17 protein-coding genes are annotated in these 24224 nt (G+C 29.2%); 16 read left to right on the top strand and 1 reads right to left on the bottom strand.

Translation table 11 applies throughout. The features are described from left to right. The 16 genes from lacA to H9661_RS10170 all read left to right on the top strand — a co-directional run bounded on the left by lacA (position 1) and on the right by H9661_RS10170 (position 23549). A complete protein-coding gene (gene lacA / locus H9661_RS10245) occupies positions 1–426 on the top strand; it encodes a galactose-6-phosphate isomerase subunit LacA (RefSeq protein ID WP_143317957.1) in 426 nt (141 codons plus the stop codon). 15 nt (positions 427–441) lie between these two features. Next, the gene (gene lacB / locus H9661_RS10240) at positions 442–960 is read left to right on the top strand and encodes a galactose-6-phosphate isomerase subunit LacB (protein WP_191768626.1); all 519 of its coding nucleotides are present in this window, start codon (positions 442–444) and stop codon (positions 958–960) included. A gap of 36 nt (positions 961–996) precedes the next feature. Beyond that, positions 997–1311 (top strand): PTS sugar transporter subunit IIA, encoded by a 315-nt coding sequence (locus H9661_RS10235; protein ID WP_191768624.1) that lies wholly within the window; start codon positions 997–999, stop codon positions 1309–1311. 77 nt (positions 1312–1388) lie between these two features. Further along, on the top strand, positions 1389–3065 hold the full coding sequence (locus H9661_RS10230; RefSeq protein WP_191768622.1) for a PTS lactose transporter subunit IIBC: 1677 nt from the start codon (positions 1389–1391) through the stop codon (positions 3063–3065). 44 nt (positions 3066–3109) lie between these two features. Then, entirely contained in the window at positions 3110–4537 is a 1428-nt protein-coding gene (lacG, locus tag H9661_RS10225; protein WP_191768620.1) for a 6-phospho-beta-galactosidase, read from the top strand. 13 nt (positions 4538–4550) lie between these two features. After that, positions 4551–5405: a tagatose bisphosphate family class II aldolase gene (locus tag H9661_RS10220; protein WP_143317964.1), complete on the top strand. Its 855-nt coding sequence runs from the start codon at positions 4551–4553 to the stop codon at positions 5403–5405. Positions 5406–5672: 267 nt separating this feature from the next. Further along, positions 5673–6599, top strand: coding sequence for a 1-phosphofructokinase family hexose kinase (locus H9661_RS10215; RefSeq protein ID WP_143317965.1), 927 nt, complete (start codon positions 5673–5675; stop codon positions 6597–6599). A gap of 52 nt (positions 6600–6651) precedes the next feature. Further along, the gene (locus tag H9661_RS10210) at positions 6652–7749 is read left to right on the top strand and encodes a glycoside hydrolase family 53 protein (protein WP_143317967.1); all 1098 of its coding nucleotides are present in this window, start codon (positions 6652–6654) and stop codon (positions 7747–7749) included. A 197-nt stretch (positions 7750–7946) separates the two neighbouring features. Further along, positions 7947–8126, top strand: coding sequence for a hypothetical protein (locus H9661_RS10205; RefSeq protein WP_143317968.1), 180 nt, complete (start codon positions 7947–7949; stop codon positions 8124–8126). A 211-nt stretch (positions 8127–8337) separates the two neighbouring features. Beyond that, on the top strand, positions 8338–10251 hold the full coding sequence (gene cooS, locus H9661_RS10200) for an anaerobic carbon-monoxide dehydrogenase catalytic subunit (protein ID WP_143317970.1): 1914 nt from the start codon (positions 8338–8340) through the stop codon (positions 10249–10251). A 184-nt stretch (positions 10252–10435) separates the two neighbouring features. Beyond that, positions 10436–11530, top strand: a complete 1095-nt coding sequence (locus H9661_RS10195) for a radical SAM/SPASM domain-containing protein (RefSeq protein WP_191768618.1) — start codon at positions 10436–10438, stop codon at positions 11528–11530. A 22-nt stretch (positions 11531–11552) separates the two neighbouring features. Beyond that, positions 11553–12248: a hypothetical protein gene (locus tag H9661_RS10190; protein WP_191768615.1), complete on the top strand. Its 696-nt coding sequence runs from the start codon at positions 11553–11555 to the stop codon at positions 12246–12248. Positions 12249–12613: 365 nt separating this feature from the next. Continuing rightward, positions 12614–13105 (top strand): sigma-70 family RNA polymerase sigma factor, encoded by a 492-nt coding sequence (locus H9661_RS10185; RefSeq protein WP_143317975.1) that lies wholly within the window; start codon positions 12614–12616, stop codon positions 13103–13105. Next, positions 13092–14039 carry a hypothetical protein gene (locus tag H9661_RS10180; protein WP_143317977.1) on the top strand — a complete coding sequence of 316 codons (948 nt, stop codon included), beginning with the start codon at positions 13092–13094 and terminating at the stop codon, positions 14037–14039. Before H9661_RS10185 ends, H9661_RS10180 begins: the two co-directional genes overlap by 14 nt. 131 nt (positions 14040–14170) lie before the next feature. Next, complete coding sequence (locus H9661_RS10175) at positions 14171–21661, top strand: non-ribosomal peptide synthetase (RefSeq protein ID WP_191768613.1); 7491 nt, start codon at positions 14171–14173, stop codon at positions 21659–21661. Positions 21662–21806: 145 nt separating this feature from the next. Next, positions 21807–23549 carry a methyl-accepting chemotaxis protein gene (locus tag H9661_RS10170; protein ID WP_191768611.1) on the top strand — a complete coding sequence of 581 codons (1743 nt, stop codon included), beginning with the start codon at positions 21807–21809 and terminating at the stop codon, positions 23547–23549. Positions 23550–23651: 102 nt separating this feature from the next. Here the strand turns inward: H9661_RS10170 and H9661_RS10165 are convergent, their stop codons facing one another. After that, the gene (locus H9661_RS10165) at positions 23652–24038 is read right to left on the bottom strand and encodes a peptidoglycan-binding domain-containing protein (protein WP_191768609.1); all 387 of its coding nucleotides are present in this window, start codon (positions 24036–24038) and stop codon (positions 23652–23654) included. Between the last annotated feature and the right edge of the window lie 186 nt (positions 24039–24224).

Here is a 24224-nt window from a genome sequence, read left to right as displayed (position 1 = left end):
GTGAAAGTTTTAATTGGTTCAGATAAAGCAGGAATAAAGTTAAAAGAATATTTAAAGGATTATTTATTAAAAAAGGGCCATGATGTATTGGATAAAACAGAAGATGAAGTGGATTTTGTAGATTCGGCAGATAGAGTTTGCAAAGGAATTTTATCTAATGAAGGGGATAGAGGAATATTAATAGATGAATATGGTGCTGGATCTTTTATGGCAGCTAACAAGCATAAAGGGATTATATGTGCAGAAGTTTCAGATGAACATTCAGCTTATATGACAAGAAGCCATAATAATACATCGATTATAGCAATTGGTTCAGGAATAGTAGGAGAAAAATTAGCAGAAGCATTAGTAGATGCATATTTAGAATCTGAATATGCTGGTGGAAGACATCAAATAAGAGTAGATATGTTGAATAAAATGTTATAAGAGGAGGAATAGAAGATGAGAATTGCAGTTGCATGTGACCATATTGTTACAGATAGAAAAATACATATAGTAGAGTACTTAACAGAGAAAGGACATGAGGTAATAGATTGTGGAACTTATGATCATGTAAGAACACATTACGCTATATTTGGAAAGAAAGCAGCTGAAAAAGTTGTATCTAAGGAAGCTGATTTAGGAGTAGTTCTTTGTGGGACAGGCGTTGGAATAAGTGCTTCTACAGCTAAGGTTGTAGGGACAAGAGCAGCTTTAGTAAGAGATGTATCGACAGCTGTGTATGCTAAGAAGCATTTAAATGCAAATATAATTGCATTTGGTGGAAGAATAACAGGAGTTGGGTTAATGGAAAATATAATAGATGCTTTCTTAGAAACAAAATTTGAACCAACTGAAGAAGATAAAAAGATTATAGCTAAAATAGATGCTATAGCAACTCAAAAGGATGATCAGTTTGGAAATGAACATTTCTTTGATGAATTTTTAGAAAAGTGGGACAGAGGAGAATATCACGATTAATAATAATAAATAGCCTGATTGGGAGGATGATTTTAAATGACTAGAGAAGAATTAGAATTAACAACAATTGAAATAGTAGCTTTTGCAGGAGATGCGAGAACTAAATATATAGAAGCTATGAATGCAGCTACAGATGGAGAATTTGATAAGGCAGAAAAATTAATAGAAGAGGGAAATGATTGTATCCAAGAAGCTCATAAAGTTCAAACAAATATGATCCAAATGGAAGCAAGAGGAGAAAAGGTAGATGTTAGTTTCTTGATGGTTCATGCACAAGATCACTTAATGACAGTGATGCTTTTAAGGGATATTGTAAAGGGTTTCTTAAAGTTAAGTAAGAAATGTAATTAGCCTAAAAAATAATAAACGTCAGATAAAGTAGTTTATAGGGCGATTTATAGTAATCTAATCTGAGGAGGAATTATATAATGGGAAAGTTAATTAAACTAATTGAAAAGATGAAACCAGCCTTTGAAAAAATATCAAATAATCCGTATTTGAGAGCAATTAGAGATGGATTTATCGGTTGTATACCTGTTGTTTTATTTTCAAGTATATTCATATTAATTGCTTGTGTGCCTAATATATTTGATTTTTATTGGTCTGATGATGTAAGTAATATGCTTTGGAAAGCATATAACTATTCAATGGGAATATTAGCGGTTCTAATGGTAGCAACAATTGCTAAAAGTCTAGCAGATAATTTTAACAATAAATTACCCAAGCTTAGACAAATTAATCCAGTATCGGTAATGATTGTATCTATAAGTTGTTTCTTATTACTAAGTGTAGATTCTATTGAAGGTGGATTTTCAAGTACTTATATGGGAACAAAGGGATTATTATCAGCCTTTGTAGTAGCATTTATAGTTCCTAATATCTATAAAGTATGTGTTAAGAATAATGTTACCATAAAAATGCCAGATGAAGTTCCACATAATATATCACAAACTTTTGCAGATTTAATTCCATTAGCTCTATCAGTTTTATTCTTTTGGTTAGTAGATATAGGATTCAGAGATGTAGCTGGAATGAGTTTCAGTGCATGGATTTTAGAAGTGTTTAAGCCTTTATTTACAGCAGCAGATGGATATGCAGGATTAGCTGTAATATTTGGAGCTATGGCAATGTTCTGGTTTGTTGGTATTCATGGGCCATCTATAGTAGAGCCAGCAGTAACAGCAATATATATAGCAAATGTTGATGCTAATCTAAAATTATTCCAATCTGGTGAACATGCAGTTAATGCATTGACTCATGGAACTTCATATTTCGTAGCAACTCTTGGAGGAACTGGTGCTACTTTAATGTTTACAGCTATGTGTGCCTTTATAGCTAAATCAAAACAATTAAAAGCAGTTGGTAGAACTTCTATTATTCCAGTACTATTTGCAGTAAATGAACCAATATTATTTGGTGCACCAATTGTATTAAATCCGATATTATTTGTACCATTTATTGTGACTCCAATAGTAAATGTATGGTTATTTAAATTCTTTATTGATGGTTTAGGAATGAATGGATTTATTTATACCTTACCATGGACAACCCCAGGTACAATAGGTTTAATTTTAGGAACAGGATTTGCAAAATTATCATTTGTACTAGCGCCCTTATTATTAGTAATTGACACTGTAATTTATTATCCATTCTTTAAGTACTATGATAGAGAATTACTTGCTAAGGAAGCTCAAATAGCTGGTGAAGGGGTAGAGGAAGTAGTACAAGTTAAAGAGGAAACTGTTAAACCTGCGTTAAAAGAGGTTAAGTTAGAAAGTAAAACAGATAAAGAATTAGCAGTATTAGTACTTTGTGCAAGTGGTGCTACAAGCAGTATGCTTGCAAAAGCAATATCAAAGGGCGCTAAAGAACATGGAGTAAACTTAGATTCAATAGCTATGGCTTATGGTCAACATAAAGAAAAGATAATAGATTTTGATTTAATTGTATTAGCCCCACAAATGGCATCAATGTATGACGAATTAAAGAGCGATTGTGATGCAAAGGGAACTAAATCAGCAACAACTTCAGGTCAAGAATATGTAAAATTAACTAGAGATCCAGATGCGGCATTAAAGTTTGCATTAGACTTAATAAATAAATAATATACACAACATAACAATAGTAATGACAGGAGGTAATGAATAATATGAATAAATTTGAAGATGATTTCATATTTGGTGGAGCAACAGCAGCTTACCAAGTTGAAGGGGCAGCTAAAGAAGAAGGAAGAGGTCCATGTGAATGGGATGAATATTTAAATAGACCAGAAAGCAAATTTAATGGGGATGTAGCAAGTGATTTTTATCATAAGTATAAAGATGATCTTGAACTTTCAAATAAGTTTGGAGTGAATGGAATAAGAGTATCTATTTCATGGAGTAGAGTAATTCCAAATGGAGTAGGTGAAGTTAATCCTAAAGGTATTAAATATTACAATGATCTTATTGATGAATGCTTAAAGAACAATGTAGAACCTTTTGTAACATTACATCATTTTGATACACCATTACAATTATTTAAAAATGGTGACTGGTTAGATAGAAGGAATATAGATAACTTTGTTAATTTTGCAAAGGTATGCTTTGAGAATTTTGGAGACAGGGTTAAGCAGTGGGCAACATTTAATGAACCTTGGTCTGTAGCACAAAATGGATATATAATTGGGAACTTTCCACCAAGTATAAGATATGACATAGAAAAAGCTGTTCAAATTATGCATAATATGATGGTTGCTCATGCTAAAGTAATTGAATTATATAAGAGCATGAATTTAAATGGTGAAATTGGAATAGTTCACACTCTTGAAGGAAAGGTTCCGATAACAGATTCTGAGGAAGATAAAAGAGCAGCTTATTTAGATGATACATTAGCAAATAAATTTATGCTTGATGCATGCTTTAAAGGTGAGTACGCCAAAGAAACATTAGAAACAGTAAATGAAATACTTTCTAAAAATAATGGAAAGTTAGCAATTTATGATGGAGATATGGATGTGATTAAGGCAGCTGCTAAGAAAATTGATTTCTTAGGAATGAATTATTATTCTAGTCATTTTCTAAAGGCTTATGAAGGAGAAAGTAAAATTCATCATAATGGAACTGGTGAAAAAGGGACAAGTATCTTTGCCCTTAAAGGAATAGGTGCTCGTGTTAATAATCCAGAAGTTGAAACTACTGATTGGGATTGGCCAATCTATCCACAAGGAATGTATCAAACATTACTTAGAATAAAGAAGGATTATCCTAATTATAAAAAAGTATATATAGCTGAAAATGGAATGGGATATAAGGATGATTTTGTTGATGGAAAGATAGATGATACACCTCGTATAGAATATATTAAAAAACATTTTGAATACATTCTAAAAGCTATAGATGAAGGGATTAATGTTAAAGGTTATTATGTATGGTCTTTAATGGATGTATTATCTTGGTCAAATGGATACAATAAACGTTATGGTTTATTTTATGTAGATTATAAAGATCAAAAGAGATATCCAAAGAAAAGTGCTTATTGGTATAAAAAGATTGCAGAAACTAAAGAACTAGTAGATTCAAATGAAATTGAATATTAGGAGATGGTAGAAGATGATATTATCAACAAGAGAGATGCTTTTAAAGGCACAAAGAGAAGGTTATGCAGTTCCAGCATTTAATATTCATAATTTAGAGACATTACAAGTGGTTGTTGAAACTGCAATGGAGATGAAATCTCCAGTAATAATAGCAGGAACTCCATCCACAATAGAAGAATATGCTGGACCAGACTATGTAAAGGCTATGGCAGAAGTAGCGGCAGGGAAATATGAGATACCTATAGCTATACACTTAGATCATTTTGAAGATGTTGAGGCCATTAAAAGAGATATAGATATTGGGTTTAGATCTTGTATGATCGATGCTTCTAAGAAGCCTTTTGAAGAGAATATAGCAATTGTTAAGGAAGTTGTTGAATATGCTCATGAATATGATGCTGTTGTAGAAGCTGAACTTGGAAAACTAGGTGGAAGAGAAGATGATTTAGTTGTAGATGAAAAAGATACAATGTACACAAATCCTGATGATGCTGCAGAATTCGTAAAAAGGACAGGAGTAGACTCATTAGCTGTTGCAATAGGCACAGCTCATGGGTTATACAAAGGAGAACCAAAGCTTGATTTTGAAAGATTAAAAGAAATAAGAAATAAAGTTAGTATACCATTAGTACTTCATGGGGCATCGGATGTGCCAGATGAGTTAGTAAAGAAGGCCATTTCTCTTGGAATATGCAAAGTTAATGTTGCAACTGATTTAAAGATTCCATTTTCAGATGCAGTAAAGGAATTTTTTAAAGAAAATCCAAAGGAGAATGATCCTAGAAAATATATGACTCCTGGAAAAGATGCTATGAAAAAGATAGTAAAACATAAGATTGAAGTATGCGGAAGTGCAAATAGATATTAAAAATAGGACTAGCATATATAGAACAAATAATTGTCGATATGCGATGGAAAGATATAAAAAAAATCTTAGGAATAGATATACTAAACCTAAGACAAGTAAAAATAAATAAAAAAATTGTACAGATTAATATTAAAACATAAAATAAAAAAACACAATAGAAGAGGCGTAGAATTTAATAATCTACGCCTTTATAAGAATCAGGATACTAGCGGAGATATAAAAATATTTGATTGATTAGTAATGGTACACCATAAAAGGAGAAAAAATATGATATTAGTTATAAACTTGAATGCATCAATAGATAAAAGATATGAGATTAAAGACATAGAAAAAGGTCAAGTAATGAGAGCAAGGACTGTAGAAAATACACCTGGGGGCAAAGGTTTACATGTTGCTAATGTAGCTACTATCCTAAAGGAAAATTGTATAGCAACGGGGTTTCTTGGTGGGAAAAGTGGAGAGTTTATACAAGAAAAGCTTCAAGATTATGGAGTGAAGCAGGATTTTGTAAAAATTAATGGAGAAACAAGAGAATGTTTAGCTTTTATAACAGATGATCTTGTACAAACGGAAATACTGGAACCAGGACCTGAAGTTAGCATAGAAGAACAGCAAGAATTTCTAGAAAAATATGAAAGTCTGCTTTCTCTATCTAGTGTAGTTGTAGCCTCAGGAAGTGTTCCTAGAAATATTCCTGTTGACTTCTATAAGAAGTTAATAGAAATGGCAAATTCTCAAGGCAAAAAGTTTTTGCTAGATAGTAGTGGCGAACTTTTAAGAGAAGGTGTTAAAGGAATGCCTTACTTTATTAAACCTAACAGAGATGAGATAGAAGTATTAACAGGAAGAAAAATTACATGTGTAGAAGATGCAATAAGAGAGATTAAGGAATTTCAAAAAAGTGGAATAAAGTTTGTTGCAATATCTTTAGGAGAAGAAGGCTCAATAGCTGGCTATGAAGGAAAATTTTATAAAGTAACATTTCCTCAAGTTCAGGTAGTTAATACAGTTGGGTCAGGAGATTCATATGTAGCAGGAATAGCAGTTGCATTAGAAAGAGGATATGGGATAAAAGAAATACTGCAATTGGCTTCAGCTTGTGGAACAGCAAATGCTATAGAGAAGGAAACAGGTTGTGTAAAAGAAAATGTAGTTAATGAATTACTTGAAAAAGTTGTAGTTGAAGAAATCTAATATATTATGATTCGCTATATTATAAATCTAATATTTTACAGGGGGAAAAAGTATGTTTAAAAAAAGTATTAAAGCCATTATATCAGGAGTTCTTAGTTTATCAGTGTTAACAGGGGTTGCCCTTGGAATTGCTTCAAAGCCAATACCTGTACAAGCTGCTACTACCTTTGCAAAAGGAGCTGATATTGGTTGGTTAAATCAATTGGAGAATAAAGGAGTAAAGTGGCAAAATGACAATGGAGCTCAACAAGACGCACTTCAAATCCTAAAAGATCATGGAATTGATTCTGTAAGACTAAGAGTATTTGTTAATCCGCCATCAAATTTTCAATGGACTAAAAATGATGGAACAAGTTGTATATTAGGTTATGCAGATACAACTGGTGTAATCTATATGGCTAAGCGTGCAAAGGCGCTTGGGATGAGAGTAATGCTTGATTTTCATTATAGTGACCATTTTGCAGATCCAGCTTATCAAGACAAACCTTTAGCATGGGTAAATCATGATTTTAATCAACTAAAAAAAGATGTTTATAGTCACACATATTATGTTATGAATGCATTGAAAAATGCTGGAGTAACTCCAGAATGGGTACAGATAGGAAATGAAACAAATTCAGGGATGTTATGGCCTACAGCAAGTACTTCAAACTATAGTAACTGGGCTCAATTAATTAATCAGGGGTATGATGCAATCAAGGCAGTAAGTCCATCTTCAAAGACTATTATTCACTTATCTAATGGGGCTGATAATAGTTTATATAGAAGTGTTTTTGATGGACTTAAAGCAGCGGGAGCTAAATACGATGTGATAGGAATGTCATATTATCCATATTGGAATAACGTTGATTATACTAAAAATATTAATGCATTAGGTAACAATTTAAATGATATGGTAGCTCGTTATGGAAAAGAAGTTATGATTTGTGAAGTTGGAGGACTTGAAAGTAATCCTACAAATACTTATAACATGGTTAAAGCAGTAATAAATAAAGTAAAAGCTGTTCCAAATGGAAAGGGACTAGGTGTATTCTATTGGGAACCTGAGGCTAATTCAAGTGTTCTTCCTGATAAGTATCCATTAGGAGCAACAACTAAAGTGTCTAATAATGTTCTAAAATTCTCAACAGCAATAGACGCATTTAAATAAAAATAAGAGGTGCCTTATTTAATAAGAGTGACTCTTTTAATAGAATTTCTGAGTTTAAATTGATATAAACTAGCTTAGTCTTAGGTGCTAAGCTAGTTTTTTATAAATTATATTTACAAAGAATATAGTAAAATATAGAATAAAAAGTAATGAATAAAATTTTTAAAATATAGAATGTGTTATTTAGGAGGAGTTTTATGTTTTCTAAGGAAGAACTTTTAGTAATAGAAGATGCATTAAAAATTGCGGATGCAGAATATATAAGATTAATTGAGGAAAATAAGAATAATAAGAATAGGATGGTAGCATTTAATAGAAAACAAAAGAAATTGTGGTTAGTTCAAAATAAGTTGAAAAAGCTTATTGAAGAAAAATAAGAGAGAAGTACTTTTATAATAATAAGGTTATAGAATTCAAAGTTGGGAGATATCTAAAGGTTTGGGTATCCCCTAATTTTTTTGTATGATTAGAGCTCAGAATATACATGTATAATAACTTTTTTATTAGAAATACTAATTAATATGTTATGTAAAAGAGTTTTCAATGAAAATTATTTATATAAGATGTTTATTATAGGAGGTATATTTAATGAGTGAAACTATACTAGAAAAAACAGAGGGGCGTGTCAGTTATCATGATTCTGTAGAAGAGATGCTAAAGAGAATTAGAGAAGATGGAATGACTAACGTATTTGATAGGTGGGCTGCTCAAGAAAAGATAAGGTGTAAGTTCTGTTTAGAAGGTTTAAGTTGTCAGTTATGTTCACAGGGGCCTTGTAGAATTAATCTTAAAGGAGAGCAACAAAAGGGTGTTTGTGGTATTGGACCAGATGCCATGGCAATGAGAAATATGCTTCTAAGAAATATTATGGGAGCAGGCACCTATGGACATCATGCATATGAAGCTTTTAGAACATTGAGAGCAACTGGAGAAGGAAAGACTCCATTTACAATCAAAGATGTTGATAAATTAAAATGGATGTGTGAAAAAGTTGGAATAAACACAAATCAAGATACAAACAAAATGGCTATACAATTAGCTGATTTTTTAGAAGCTGAAATGGGTAAAGATGTTGAAGAACCAAGTGTGATGGTAGAAGTTTTTGCTCCAAATAAGAGAAAACAAGTTTGGAAAGATCTTGATATATATCCAAATGGAGTAGTACATGATGAGCAAAATGCAGTAGCAAGCTGCTTGACAAATGTTGATGGAGATCATGTATCTTTAGCAAAAAAAGCATTAAGATTAGGGTTATCCACAATATATACTGCACAAATTGGATTAGAAATGACACAAGATATATTATTTGGAACACCTATGCCACATGAAGTAAATGTTGATTTAGGTATTATGGATCCAGGGTATGTAAATATTGTGTTTAATGGGCATCAACCTTGGCCGGGGGTAGCTACTATACAAAAGGCAAAGATGCAAGAAGTTCAACAAAGGGCAAAGGATGCTGGAGCAAAAGGAGTTAGAGTAGTAGGATCAATTGAAACAGGTCAAGAATTACTACAAAGATTTGAAGTGGATGATGTATTTGTAGGATTAATGGGTAATTGGCTTTCAATAGAACCTCTTTTAGCTACAGGAACTGTAGATGTTTTAGCTATGGAAGAAAATTGTTCACCACCTGCAATAGATTGTTATGCTGAAAAATATCAGGTAACTTTAGTAGGAGTAAGTACTATTATTAATCTTCCAGGACTTGATCATATGATTCCATATGATCCTTCAAAAGTAGATCAAATGGCAGATAACTTAATTGATTTAGCTATTGAAAACTTTAAAAAGAGAAAAGATAAAGTTACACCAAAGGTTCCTAAAATAACACAGAAAGCCATAGCAGGATTTTCAACAGAAGCAGTTTTAAAAGCATTAGGAAATAAATTGGATCCTTTAGTTGATGTAATTGCAGCAGGAAAGATTAAAGGAGTAGTTGCTTTAGCAAACTGCTCTACATTAAGAAATGGACCTCAAGATTGGAATTCAGTTAATCTAGTAAAACAGTTAATTAAAAAAGATATTTTAGTAGTAGCAGGTGGATGTGGAAATCATGCTTTAGAAGTGGCAGGACTATGTAATCTTGATGCAATAAATATGGCAGGAGAAGGATTAAAAGAAGTATGCAATATGTTAAAGATACCTCCTGTTTTAAGCTTTGGAACTTGCACAGATACAGGAAGAATATCTATGCTTGTAACTGAGCTAGCTAATCATCTTGATGTGGATGTACCACAGCTTCCAATCGCAGTAACAGCTCCTGAATGGATGGAGCAGAAAGCTACTATAGATGGAGTGTTTGCAGTAGCTTATGGAGCATATACTCATCTATCTCCAACACCATTTTTAACTGGGGCAGAAAAATTGGTAAAATTATTAACACAGGATGTTGAAGGATTAACAGGTGGGAAAATTGCATTAGGAGATGATCCAGTGCAAGTAGCAAATGATATTGAAGCACATATAATAAGCAAAAGAAAAGGTTTAGGGCTAAGTTAGATATATTTTAAAATAGCAGTTTCAACTTATTTAGGTTGACTGCTATTTTTTTATATAAGATTACATTTAAGTCGTATTGGAATTTTGTGATAACTTCACAATATACATATAGAAGTTGTTATAATGAAAATAGAAATTAAAATATCTATGGTAATTAGCTAATAATTTTATAGGGAGAGGTAAAATGGGGAGTGATTTTAATTTAGCGGAGTATATGAGTAATGGTATTGAGAATATGGTGAAAGGTGCAATGAAAGCTTCTTTAAAGAATCCAAAAGAAACTAAGTTTATATTAAAGTATTCATTATCTGTTAAGGAAGCCAAGAAGAAAAGAGATAACCTTCAGGAGAAAGGAGAGAATGTTCCTGTCTTTTTGATTTCAAGTATAACCAGTAGCTGTAATTTGTTTTGCAAGGGATGTTATGCGAGAGCAAATAAATCCTGTGGTGAAGGGTCGCAAAAGAAACAGTTATCTAGTGAGAGATGGAAAGAAATATTTAACGAAGCAAAAGATATAGGAATACCTTTTATAGTTCTTTTAGGTGGAGAACCTTTAATGAGAAAGGATATAATAGAAAAGGCAGCAAAAGTAAAGAATATTATGTTTCCCATATTCACAAATGGAATAATCTTTGATGAAAATTATTTAAAATTATTTGATAAAAGCAGGAACCTTCTTCCTATGCTTAGTATTGAAGGAGATAAAAGTCAAACTGATAATAGACGTGGAGAAGGAACTTATGATGCATTAATCAGGTTAATGGATAACCTAAATAGAAAAGGTATATTATATGGGGTATCTGTAACAGTTACTAGAGAAAATATTAACACTGTTACTGGTAAGGATTTCTTTGATGGTTTATATAAAAAAGGGTGTAAGATATTAATTTTTGTAGAATATGTTCCTGTAACGGAAGGGACTAAGTATTTAGCACCTACAGATAATGAAAGGAGCATATTGGAAAAGGGACAGCAAAAGCTTAGAGAAGAGTATAAAGATTCTATTTTTATATCATTCCCTGGTGATGAGAAATATTCAGAAGGATGTCTAGCTGCAGGTAGGGGGTTCTTTCATATAAATGTAGATGGATCAGCAGAACCATGCCCATTTTCACCATATTCAGATACTAATCTAGGTAATACTAGTTTGAGAGAAACCTTAAAATCCCCATTATTTAGAAGACTTAATGAAACTGAGATGTTAGTTGGAGAACATTATGGAGGATGTCTTCTTTTTCAAAAGGAAAGTGATGTAAAAGATTTGCTAAATATTAAGTAGTAAGAATTTAAAAGGAGTACATATGAAAAATTTAAAGCACTATTTATTTGTTTCTATCATTTTAATAATTTTATCGTTTGGGATGTTCTTTATCCATTATGAAATTTTTGGACAACTGGAAAATACCATATACTATTCTGTAATGAATATTTGTTTTATTCCAATAAATATTCTTGCTGTAACTGTGCTGTTTGACAAGCTTGCAGAAAGACGTAGTTATAATGAAAGATTAAGTAAACTAAATATGCTAGTTGGACTTTTTTTCAGCGATATTGGATACAAACTTTTAAAGATTATAGTAGCTGGAGATGAAAGTATAAAAAAAGAAAAACTAGATTTTAATGATTGGAAATCATGTGGTGATTGGTTAAGAGAATATGATCATGATATAGATTTTCAAAAGATTGATTATCAGCAATTGAAAGAGCTTGTGGTTCAGAATAGAGATGTTTTAGCCAATCTTATAAGTAATGAAAATATTTTGGAGCATGAGACTTTTGCTGATTTACTCATCGCTTTGGTACATTTAAGGGATGAGATTGTACTTGTAAGATATAAAGAATTAACTAAGGAGGATTGTGCACACCTTAAAGGGGATGTAGTTAGGGTATATAAGGCATTAACTTTTCAATGGATAAGCTATTTACAACATTTAAAGGAGTTTTATCCTTATCAATATAGTAGTTATATGAAGCTTAATCCGCTTAAACAAGAATAAAAAGATACTATTTAATCCTTTATGGCAGAGGTGCTATGAGGGATTTTTTATTTTTAAAGTATATATTCCTTCGATATCAATGATATTAACTCTAAATATAAGTGATCATCTTTTGGTTACAAGAATATATAATTTAGATATTATAGAAAGAGGAAATATAATAATATTTATATTTATTGCAACATCTTTATAAGTTAAATTGTATCATATTTAGAAAAACCAAAAATAGTATTTAACTTAGAAGGCGAGAAAAATCTAATGATATATTTATTTTATATTTATAACCTCTAGATGAAGAATGCACAACTTAGGATGGATTTCATAATTACTTAATTGTACTACAGGATGGAAGGATGAGGTTTATAATGAATGAGATTTCATTGTGTATAGATGAAATTATCTCACAAGATTTAGATGATTATGGAGATATGCTGCTGAGGCTTGCATATTCATATATGAAAAATATTTATGATGCAGAGGATGTAGTACAAGAGGTCTTTATACAATTGCTTAAAAATATAGGGGGCTTTAAAAGTAATGATCATAAAAACAATTGGCTTATTTGTGTTACAAGAAATATTTGCAAAAACAAACTAAAATCTGCTTGGTTTAGAAAACGAGCAGAATTAATAGAAATTCCATATTATGACCAATATAAAGATGGTAATGTTCTTAATAAAGTAATGCAACTTCCAGTAAAATATAGAGAAATTATTTATTTATATTATTATGAGGATTATACAACAGTGGAAATTGCATCTATTATAGATAAGAAAGAAGCAACGGTTCGTTCATTACTTAGTAGGGGAAGGAAGATATTAAAGAAAGAGTTAAAGGAGGAGTATGATTTTGAGTAAGAGATACAAAGAAGAGTTAAATAAAATTGTTATGACTGAAAATATGAAAAAAAGAATACTCCATAATGTGCTCAATGAAAATATAAAAATTCAAAGTGAGAGACCGGGAATAGAGAAATATAGCGTATTTATAAGAAAGGTAAAAATTATTGCTTTATGCTTTATAGTAGTTATATCTTTTAATGTCATGAATATGAATAATCAGTTAAATAAATATGATAGTAATAATTTAAAACAGGAAGAAATAAATGATACGAATAATGATTCTAAAGAAGTGAAAATAAGCAAATCATATGATAAAGATAAAGAGGGTACGGAGAATAGTTATATTCAAAATGATAAAATGTTAAAAGAATATGATAGTATAAATAAATATAATAGTAATGTTGAAAACTATAAGAAAAGTGATTATTCAAAATATAATGAAAGCAAAAGTAATGATAGTAATAACAATGATAGTGACAATAATGATAATAGAGACAATGATAATGATAAGAATAGGAATTATGATGGAGGGAGACTTTCAACTGTTTGTGGAAGTGGGATTAAGGAATGTAAAACACTAGAGGAAGCTGAAGATGTAATAAAATTAAAAATAAATCATATAAAAGAAATCCCTGCTGAACTTAGCATACATAATATATGTGTTATAGGAAATGATACGATTGAAATAGAATATAATTATGGGAAGGATATAGTAAAATTTAGAGCTGGGAAAGTTACTGGAGATATAAGTGGTGATTATAATGAATATGAAATTAAGAATACACATGAAATAGATGGAACTATTATATGTTTAGAGGGATATAAAAATAAAGTAGTTAATCTAGCAACTTGGAAAAAGGATGATGTATCATATTCTATTTCATCAAAAGATGGAATTAATGAAGAGTCAATAATAAATATTATTATGAGTAGTTTATATAATAAATAAGAATCAAAAAGAATACTTAGAGCAATAAAGGCTTTAAGTATTCTTTTTTGTATTATAAATGAAAAAATGCAACTATTTTCTAGTTTGAATTGTAATATTTAATGAAAGCAATATATTGGGAGGTGTTCTTTATGAATAATATTGTCAAAAAATCTGAAATAACTCATCCACAAAAGAGAATTTGGTACAATGAAATGCTGTTTTCTAATACACCAATGCACAATATAGTATCTAAAATACATATTGGTAGTAATTTAGATGTTAGGATGTTAGAGAAAGCAGTAAATTTAATTATTAAAAAAAATGATTCACTTAGATTAAAATTCTATGAGGAAAGTGGTAAATTATATCAATATGTAGATGAATATAAATTTATCAATATATCTTTTTTGGATTTTACAACTTATGGTAGTAGTGCTGAAAGTAAATTTAAAGAGTTTTGTATAAATGAAGGTGTAAAAACATTATATAAGCAAAATCAATTATTATTTAAGTTTTTTATTTACAAAATTAATGAAGAAGATATGGGAATATGCTTTTTTATACATCATCTTATTTTTGATGGAGCATCCTGTAATTTGTTGATTAAACAGCTTTCTACCATATATCAGCGATTATACAATAATGAAATTGTAGATGACAATGTTGGGAATTCATACATAAGTTTTATATCTGATGAAAGGGCGTATTTAAATTCTGAAGAATTTAAGAAAAACAAAAAATTTTGGAATGAAAAATTTTCAAATTTAAATGAAAAATCTTTATATATAAATCCCAAAAGCGCTAAGTCAAAAACAAAGTTGTTTTTGTTAGATAAAAGTAAGAATGAAGAGTTAAAAAGATTTTTGAATAAACATAAAATTTCTTTAAACAAATTTTTTGTTTCTGTTTTAAGCATATATATGAGCAGGGTATTAAATGAAAATGATATAACACTAGCTATTGTTTGCTTTAATAGGAGTAATGTGCGCCAAAGAAATACAATGGGTATGTTTACAGGAACTATGCCTTTAAGAATAAACATAGAAGATAAAAAAAGCTTTAATGAATTTTTAGAATATTTAAATGTAGAACTTAAGAATTGTTATCATAATCAAAAATATCCTTATGATTTGCTGGTACAGGATTTAGAATTAAATAAAAAAAGAGTTAATTCTCTATTTAAATGCTGTGTGAATTACTATGTACTTGAAAGCTATGAGTTAGAAAAAGGTAGCGGAAAATTTATAAGCAATAAAATTCTTTCACAAGGGTATACAAATATTCCATTACATATATTTATTAAAGAATTAAAAAAAGAGGGAAATATTGAATTGGAAGTTCAATATAGAATAGAGGATTATACAGAGCAACAAGTTGTACAAATGGTTAAAAGTATTGGCCTTATTGCTAGTCAAATTATTAATAATTCAAATCTGAAAATATCAGAAATACAAATAGTTTCTGAAGAAGAAAAAAATATTATATTAAATGAATTTAACAATACAAAAAGAAAATATCCTAAAAATAAAACAATAAGTGAATTGTTTGAAAAAGTGGTTGATGATGCAAAAGATAAAATAGCAGTTACATCAAAAGGGAATAGTCTAACTTATGGACAGTTAAATGAAAGAGCTAACCAAATTGCATTTTTATTAAGAAAAAAAGGAATAACAAGAAATAGTATAGTTCCAATCATATGTGATAAAAGTTTAGACACAATTATAGGAATTTTAGCTATTGTAAAAAGTGGAGGAGCATATTTAGCAATAGACGAGGATTATCCTAAATCGAGAATAGAATATATGTTAGAAGAGGTTAATAGTGAAGTAGTTTTAGGAAAAAAGAATTCAGTAGATAAATTTGATTTTGAAAATAGTATTGAAATAGTAAATTATGATGATGAAGAAATATTAAATGAAGGTACATATAATTTAGATCACATTAACACTTCAGAGGATTTAATATATGTAATGTATACATCGGGTTCGACAGGAAAGCCAAAAGGAGTGTGTATAAAGCAAAGGAATGTTATAAGACTTGTTAAGAATACTAATTTCATTGAATTTGAAGAAGATGATAAAATACTTCAAACAGGATCCATTGCATTTGATGCATCTACTTTTGAAGTGTGGGGGGCCCTTCTTAATGGTAAGCAATTATTTATAGAATCAAAAGATATTATTTTAAATCCAGAATTACTTGAAAGTTATTTAAGAAAAAATAAAATTACAATATGTTGGTTTACAGCTCCATTATTTAATCAATTATGTAAAGAAAATATAAATTTATTTAGGCCATTGAGATGTTTGTTAACTGGTGGAGATGTAGTTTCACCTATTGCTGTAAGTAAATTAAAAGAGGTTAATAAGGAGTTAATAATAATTGATGGATATGGACCAACAGAAAATACTACTTTTTCAACAACTTATACTGTAAGTAGTAGTTGGGATAAAAATACACAATTACCAATTGGTAAACCAGTTGCTAATTCGACTGCTTATATAGTGGATAAGAATAATAACCTACTTCCAATAGGCGTTCCTGGAGAATTATGTGTAGGTGGAGATGGAGTTGCCAAGGGGTATTTTAATAAAGAAGAACTGACGAAAGAAAAATTTATAGAAAATCTTTATATAAAAGGGGAGATAATATATAAAACTGGAGATCTTGCAAAATGGATGCCAGATGGGAATATAGTTTTTATGGGAAGAATTGATAGTCAGGTGAAGATAAGGGGATTTAGAATAGAACTTCAAGAAATTGAAACGCAACTACTAAAATATTCAAGGCTAAAGGAAGCAATAGTAATAGATAGAAAAGATAAAAGCGGTAATAAATATTTATGTGCATATGTTGTAAGTGAAGAGAGAGTTTCTTTAAAAGAAATAAAAGATTTTTTGAAAAAAGAATTACCTAATTATATGATTCCTTCATATATAGTTCAGGTTGAGAATATACCACTTAATTATAATGGAAAACTTGATAAAAAAGCATTACCTAGTCCTGATTTATCACAAAGTAATGTAGAATTTGTAAAGCCTAGAAATGAAATAGAACAAAAGCTTATGAGTATTTGGTGCAAGATATTTAACATAAATGAGATATCTATAAAAGATAACTTTTTTGAGCTAGGAGGAAATTCTTTAACAGCTGTAAATTTGGTATCTAAAATTCATAAAGAATTTAAATGTCCAATTCTTGTTACAGATGTATTTAATAAGCCTTCAATAGAAGAATTAGCTGAGTATTTGGATTCTATAAAAGTAGATAAGGGGATGATTAATGAAATTGAAAAGGTGGAAGAAAAAAAGTATTATGAAGCATCATCAGTACAAAAAAGGATATATGCAATAAACCAAGTAAATTTAAATAGTACAAACTATAATATACCTATTGCATACCTTATTAAAGGAAACTTTAATAAGGAACGTTTCGAAAAAGCAATTTGCAAGTTAATAAATAGGCATGAAACTTTAAGGACAAGTTTTCATATGTTTGATGGGGATATATTTCAAAAAATCCATTCTAAAGTGGATTTTAATGTTGAGAATATTAAAGTTCATAGTAAATTTGATGAAAATAAAATTAATGTTGAAAGATTTGTAAGACCATTTGATTTAAGTAGAGCTCCTCTTATTCATGTAAGTATTATTGAATTCGTTGATGTTTCAATTTTAATAATAGATATACATCACATAGTTTCAGATGGTGTTTCAATGAGTATAATAACAAAAGAATTATCTTCATTATACAATGATGAGAAACTTGCTGGGTTGAAATTTCAATACAAAGATTTTTCAAATTGGCAAAATAAGTTATATAAAAATGGGTTATTAGATGATCAGGAAAAGTATTGGATTCATAGGTTTGAAGGAGAAATTCCTGTGATAAATATGCCTTCAGATTACAAAAGTAAATCAGCTAAAAGTTTTGAAGGAAATAAAATAGAGTTTGAGATAAATAAAACTTTAATTCAAAAAATAAATAAGGCTATAAATAGTTTAGGCGTAACAAAATTTATGTTTTATGTAGCTGCATACAATGTGCTTTTATATAAGTATAGCAATCAAGAGGATTTGATAATAGGAATTCCGGTAGCGGGAAGAACACATGAAGATCTTAAGAACATAGTTGGTATGTTTGTTAATACATTGCCACTAAGAAATAAAGTAAGTAATGATATGAGTTTTAGAGATTTTTTAAATGAAGTTAAGGAGAACTCCTTGAAAGCTTTTGAAAACCAAAACTATGATCTTAAAAATTTAGTTGAAAAAGTAGATGTAAAAAAAGGTGATATTTTTAATGTTATTTTTTCTTTTCAAAATTTAAATATTGAGAATTTAAGTTTTAATGATGTACAAATAGAAACTTATAAATTAAAAGGCAAAGGATCAAAGTTTTCTATTTCTATGATACTTACTGAAGATAAGGAAAAAATATTAGGTGAATTAGAATATCAAACATCATTATATAAAAAAGAAACAATGGAGAATTTTGTAGGACATTATATGAATATTCTAATAAAAGTTCTAGAGGATTTAGATAGACCTATTAATAACTTTGGAGTTTTATCTAAGAAAGAGGAAAATTTAATATTAAATAAATTTAACAATACAAAAAGAAAATATGAAAAAAATAAAACAATAAAAAAATTATTTGAAGAAATAGCTGAAAAGTCAAAAAATAAAACTGCCCTTGTATCATGTGGAGAACGACTAACTTATAGACAATTAAATGAAAGGGCAAATCAGCTTGGTAATTTATTAGTAAAAAATGGAGTGAGTAAAGAGGACATTGTTGCAATAATATGTGATAAAAGTGTGGATACAATAGTTGGAATTTTAGCTATTATAAAAAGTGGTGCGGCATATATGCCAATAGATGAAGATTACCCTGAGGCAAGAATAAATTATATGCTTAAGGATAGCAAGAGTAAAATGATTTTGATTAAAAAACATCAATTGAAAAAAGTGAATCTAGAGAAAATAGATATAAAATTAATGGATTTAAATAGTAAAGAAATATTTAAAGAAAGTAAAGAAAACCTTAAAAATATTAATTTGCCAAATGATTTAGTATATATAATTTATACATCAGGGTCAACTGGAAACCCTAAAGGAGTATGTGTTGAAAACAAGAATTTGATTAACCTTGTAAAAAATCCTAATTATATTGAAATTAATGATAATGATAAAGTTCTTCAATCTGGATCTTTGTCTTTTGATGCATCAGTATTTCAAATTTGGATTACACTTATTAAAGGCATAACATTACACTTAGAAGATAAAAGCTTAATAATAAATGGTATTAAATTAGAAAATTATATTAATCATAACAAAATAACAATAATGATTATGCCAACTCCATTATTTAATGAATATAGTGAAAGTAATGTAGGAGTATTTAAGAACTTAAGATATTTAATGGTAGGTGGAGATGTCTTATCAAGTAAGTATGTAAGTAAAATAACTAAGATGTATAAGAAACTGAAAATCTTAAATGGATATGGGCCAACAGAAAATACAGTAATTTCTACAGTATATGAAGTTGAGGAAAAGTGGGATGAAAATATAGCAATACCTATAGGAAGGCCAATATCTAATTCAACAGCCTATATAATGGATAAGAATAATAATTTGCTTCCAATAGGGGTACCTGGAGAACTATGTGTAGGTGGAGATGGAATTGCAAGAGGATATTTAAATAGAAAAGATCTTACAAAAGAAAAGTTTATAGAAAATCCTTATGTAAAGGGAGAGAAAATATATAAAACTGGAGATCTTGCAAAATGGCTTCCAGATGGGAATATACATTTTATTGGGAGAATTGACTATCAAGTTAAAATTAATGGTTTTAGAATAGAACTTCAAGAAATTGAAGCAAAATTATTACAGTATTCAAAATTGAAAGAAGTAGCTGTAGTAGATAAAAAGGATGAAAGTGGGAACAAGTATTTATGTGCATATATTGTAAGGGAAGAAAAAGTTTGCTCAAAAGAAATAAAGGATTTTTTAAAGAAAGAAGTTCCAAGTTATATGATTCCTTCTTATATAATGCAGCTTGAAAGTATGCCTATTAATTCTAATGGAAAAATTAACAGAAAAGAATTGCCTATACCTAATCTGGATAATTTTAATTGTAAATATATAGCGCCTCAAAATAAATTTGAAGAAAAAATTTCAGAAGTATGGAGTAAAGTGTTGGGTATAAAAAATGTGAGCACTGATTTGAATTTCTTTGAAATTGGAGGTAACTCATTAAAAGCAATTTCAGTAGTTTCAAGACTAGCTAAAGAATTTAGTATTTCTATAAATGATATATTTAAATATCCAACCATACAAGAATTGGCTTCAATTATTAAATTGAAAAAAGAGAGTTTAAGAGTAAATACTGAATGGGGTCATGATGAAATAGCTGTTACAGAATTTAAAGAAGGAAATCAAATTCCGAAAGATATAAAATTAGCTTATAAATCATATATAGATGATATTAAAAGATATACAGATTTGGATTTAAATAATGAAACTACATATAAAAACATTTTGCTTACAGGGGCTACAGGATATGTTGGTGTAAATATTTTAAAAGAGCTTATATTAAGGACAAATTGCAAAATACATTTGTTATTAAGAGGAGAAAATATTAAAACAGCTGAAGAGAGAATTATAGAAAAGACTAATTTTTATTTTGGAGAAGAATTTTACTTTAAATATAGGAATAGAATAAATATTTTAATGGGAAATATTTCAAGAGATAATTTGGGATTAGATATTGATACTTATGAAAAACTATCTTTAGAAATAGATTGTATAATCAATTCAGCAGCCAATGTAAAACATTATGGTAAATATGATGAGTTTTATAATATAAATGTTTTAGGAACAAAGAATTTGATTGATTTTGCTAAAAAAGGATTAATAAAAGATTTCAATCAAATATCTACTATCAGTGTTGGAAGTGGAAGTATTCATAATAAAAATTTAGTTATGTTTTCAGAATCAGATATTGATATTGGGCAAGAGTGTGATAATGTGTATGTGCGTTCAAAATTAGAAGCTGAAAAATTAGTTGAAGAAGCTGGTGAAAAGTTATTAAATACTAAAATATTTAGACTTGGAAATGTAACTTTTAATTATTCAACAGGACTATTTCAAGAGAATATAATAGAAAACGCTTTTTATAAAAATATTAAAGCATTTATTAAACTTAATTGTATACCTAAAATTAAAGAAAAGGTTTTTGATTTTTCTTATGTAGATGAATTGTCTAAAGCAGTTGTTCTTATTTTTAACAAGACAAACTTGAATAACCAAGTATTTCATATAGAAAATCCTAAAAAATTAAGTTCTATAGATTTAGCAGAGTTATTAAGAATAAGATATAAAAATATAGAAATTAAAAATATAGATGAATTTATGTCATATATTTCTTTTACGGATAAAGATGAAAATTTAAGAGAATATATTGATGATGTTATGGTTCACCTAGGTTTACTTGAAAATAATAATTTAACAACATTTATAACTGTTAGTAATAGAACAAATTCCATTTTAAAGAAATTAGGCTTTGAATGGAGTCAATTAGATGATGAAGCTGTTAAAAGAATGCTTGATTACTGTAAGAAAGTTAACTTTTTGTAGATATCTACTTTAGAATTATTGATGTTTTTTTGTATGTGATTGACATTGTACACAATTTGTTCATACTTTTTAGTTAATTATAAGACAATTTTAATGCATAATTAATTCAATAATAAGCAAGAGATAAAAAGTAGGAGGAAGCAAAATGAACTTTTTTAAAAATAGGAAACTAGGATTTAAGATTGGATTACTTTCTGTAAGTTTTCTTGTATTTTTAGGTATAATAGGGATTACGTCAATCATTCAAATATCTTCAATTAATTCTAAACTTATGGAATTAAATGATTCTAGACTACTTCCAATTGTAGAGTTGCAAGACATAAAATCAGATATTGAATATATAAGAACAAGATCAAGTGCCTTAATGGAGAGTAGTGATGATAGTGTTAGACAAACTATAGAAGACGATATTGAAGCTAGAGTAGCTACAACAACAGAAAAATTATTAAAACATAATGATGAGGAAGAATTTCAAACTTTGCTTGAAGATTTTAATGCTTTTATAGAAGCTAAGGATAGTTTTGTGAAAAATCACGGTGTAGGTACAGTTAGAGAAACACCAGGAGCAGGAGGACCGCCAGCTAACAACGTTGAGGCAAATAAATCAAGAAGTGATATGGACGATTATGACAATGCAAAAGCAACAGTAATTCAAGATTTTGATGATATTATAGATCAACAAGTAAGTAATGCAAGTGAAACTTATAATGAAAGTAGATTCCTTTATAAAGAAACCATAGTTTCAACTATTGTGTTAATCGGTATATCTATGCTTATTTTATTAGTAATATCAGTGATAATAGCAAGGTCAATCACTGTTCCGGTTAATAGAGTTACAAAAAAGTTAAGAGAAATTTCAACTAGTGGTGGAGACTTAACACAAAGAATTGGATATGAGAGTAAAGATGAAATAGGAGAGCTTAGTAGTAGCTTTGACTTGTTTGTAGACAAGCTTCAAGGAATTATAAAAGAAGTAATTGCTTCTGCTGAAACAATAGCATCTTCAAGTGACCAATTAAGTTTGGCAACAAATGAAACTACAAAATCTTTAGAAGAAATTTCAAATACAGTAGTTGAACTATCTGCAGGTACTTCAGATTCAGCGGCAGTAGTGGAAGAAACTTATGCAGGATTAACGGAAGTAGCAAAATTTTCAGAAGCTACATCTACTGCTAGTAGAAATACAACTGTTAATAGTAAAAAGGCTAAAGCAACAGCAGAAGAAAGTGCTGTTATGATATCAGAGGTTGCATCTTCAATAACAGATATAGCTTCTTCATCAAAGGAAGTATCATCGATGATAAAACAATTGGATGATTCATCAAAGAGAATAGGAGATATAATTCAAATAATAACTTCTATTTCAGAACAAACAAATCTTTTAGCATTAAATGCAGCTATTGAAGCAGCTCGTGCAGGGGAAGCTGGGAAAGGGTTTAATGTAGTAGCAGATGAAATAAGAAATCTTGCAGATGAAAGTAATAACGCTGCTAGAGAAATATCTAATCTAGTAAAAGAAAATCAATTAAAATCAGCTTCAGCTGTAGATTCTGTTAATTTAGTTGAGGAGAAAGTAACTCAAGGAGTTAGTAAGGCTTCAGAAGTTGAAGAAAGTATAAAAAATATTATTAATAATATACAAAATATTGTAGTTCAAATAGAGCAAATAGATGAAGCAAACGATAGACAAGCAAAAAGCACTAAAGAAATGGAAAAAGCTATAAGTAATATAGCTGATACTTCAAGTGAAATGGCTGAAGGTACTGAAAATATTAGTGCTAGTGTAGAAGAGCAACTTAGTACTATGAACGAAATAGAAAGTACAACATCACAATTATCAGAAATGGCTAGTAAACTAAGAAAGTTAACTTCAGAATTTAAGGTATAGTTATATTATTTAGAATTAACCATAAAAGCAAAAGCTAATGACTTTAAATCATTAGCTTTTGCTTTTACTAAAATCTCATTTAGCGAAATAAGCTTTATTTTATTAGCCATGGTACCAAGCAAAATCGGTATTTATACAATCCCAAGTTTGTGGGCCACATATACCATCTTGAGGTATTCTGGCAGCCCCTTGATAATTATAAATTGCGTTGTATGTTTTAGGACCAAAAATGCCATCTTCAGCTCCAGCATTTATTGAACTATTGTGTATCATTTGTCCAATAAAGTTTAATTTTCGTTGCACTTCCTGAACAAAATATCCTCTTGTTGTGTAACCATATCCAACTGTAGGCAACCCACTGTTATATACAGATGCAAAAGCAGTTGTAGTTTGTTTTGAGTGTAATTCTGCTGCTTGAACAGGGTTGCTAAAAACAAATGGAGTTGACAATATGCTGGCTGTTAATAATGTTATTACTAATTTTTTCATTACGAAATCCCCCCTAAATTCAAATATTTCTATATATAATATACCACTTATTAAATATTATGTTAAATTTGTATTAAAATGGTATATAACTAAAAAATAGATTGTGGGATGATTTCGATTAAATAGCTTTAAAATGTTGTAGAAATTGCAATGTTTATAGAATTTAAGAAATTCATATTCAATTTT

Source organism: Clostridium cibarium (assembly GCF_014836335.1).
Classification (GTDB): Bacteria; Bacillota; Clostridia; order Clostridiales; family Clostridiaceae; genus Clostridium; species Clostridium cibarium.
The sequence above is the reverse complement of the archived record's forward strand: the minus strand, read 5'-3'. Positions and strand labels throughout refer to the sequence as shown.